2 protein-coding genes are annotated in these 763 nt (G+C 69.8%); both read right to left on the bottom strand.

Annotated features, from left to right (window positions below):
* Positions 1 to 517: methylated-DNA--[protein]-cysteine S-methyltransferase (locus tag H7J86_RS00010; protein WP_267288587.1), on the bottom strand; the 517-nt coding region annotated here is incomplete at its 3' end.
* Positions 514 to 763 (bottom strand): RNA polymerase sigma factor (locus H7J86_RS00005; protein ID WP_276064853.1); only part of this gene is annotated, 250 nt, incomplete at its 5' end. The genes H7J86_RS00005 and H7J86_RS00010, both read right to left, overlap by 4 nt.

Raw genomic sequence — 763 nt, 5'->3', positions numbered from 1 at the left:
CGACGACCGGTAGCGGATTGGTGGCGCACGCGGTGCCCACGGCGCGGACCGCTTTGGGGTTGCCGGCGAGCGCAGCGACGGTTGCGTAGCTGGCGGTGTGCCCGTATTCGATCTCGGGCAGCCGGCGCAGCACGGTGCAGCGGAACCCTGCNGACAGCCGCCAGTCCAGCGGCAGGTCGAAGGTGCGACGTGCGCCTGTGAAGTACTCGTCGAGTTCGCGTGCGGTGGCGTCCAGCCGGTCGTTGTCGGGCAGGATCCGCGGACTGACCTTGTCGGCCAGTTGCTGCAGGACGGTGTCGTGCCCCTCGCCGGCGTACGCGACCCGGAGCAGTCCCCGGTCGGTGGCCGCGACCAGCAGCGGCCCGACGGGGCTGTCGAGGATGCGATAGGCGATGTCGAGTACGCCGTCACGTTGCGCGTCGGCGGTCAGCCGCGTCTGAAGCGCGGCCAGGTGGTCGGCGCTGGGGTTCACGCTTCGGGTCAGACTGCGGATGAGTTCCCGGTCGGCGGTGGTCATGCGTGTTGTCCTTTCGTGCCAGGTGTGGCGGGTGTGCTCGCGAAGGTGCGCCGCAGTGCGGCGATACCGTCGGATGCGGATCGGCGTGCGGCCTCGGGGCTGCTGCCGATGACGGCTCCCACTTCGGCGTACGGCAGACCGGCGAGGTAGTGGTACGCCACGGCTTGTTTCTGCTTCGGCGACAGTCGGTTCAACGCGTCCGTGAGATCGCAGCGATCGTCGACGTCGGGCGGGGGGATCGGTCGG

This window comes from Mycobacterium hackensackense, from assembly GCF_025822555.1.
GTDB lineage: Bacteria > Actinomycetota > Actinomycetes > Mycobacteriales > Mycobacteriaceae > Mycobacterium > Mycobacterium fluoranthenivorans.
Note: the sequence above shows the minus strand (reverse complement) of the source record. Positions and strands in the feature narration are given on the sequence as shown.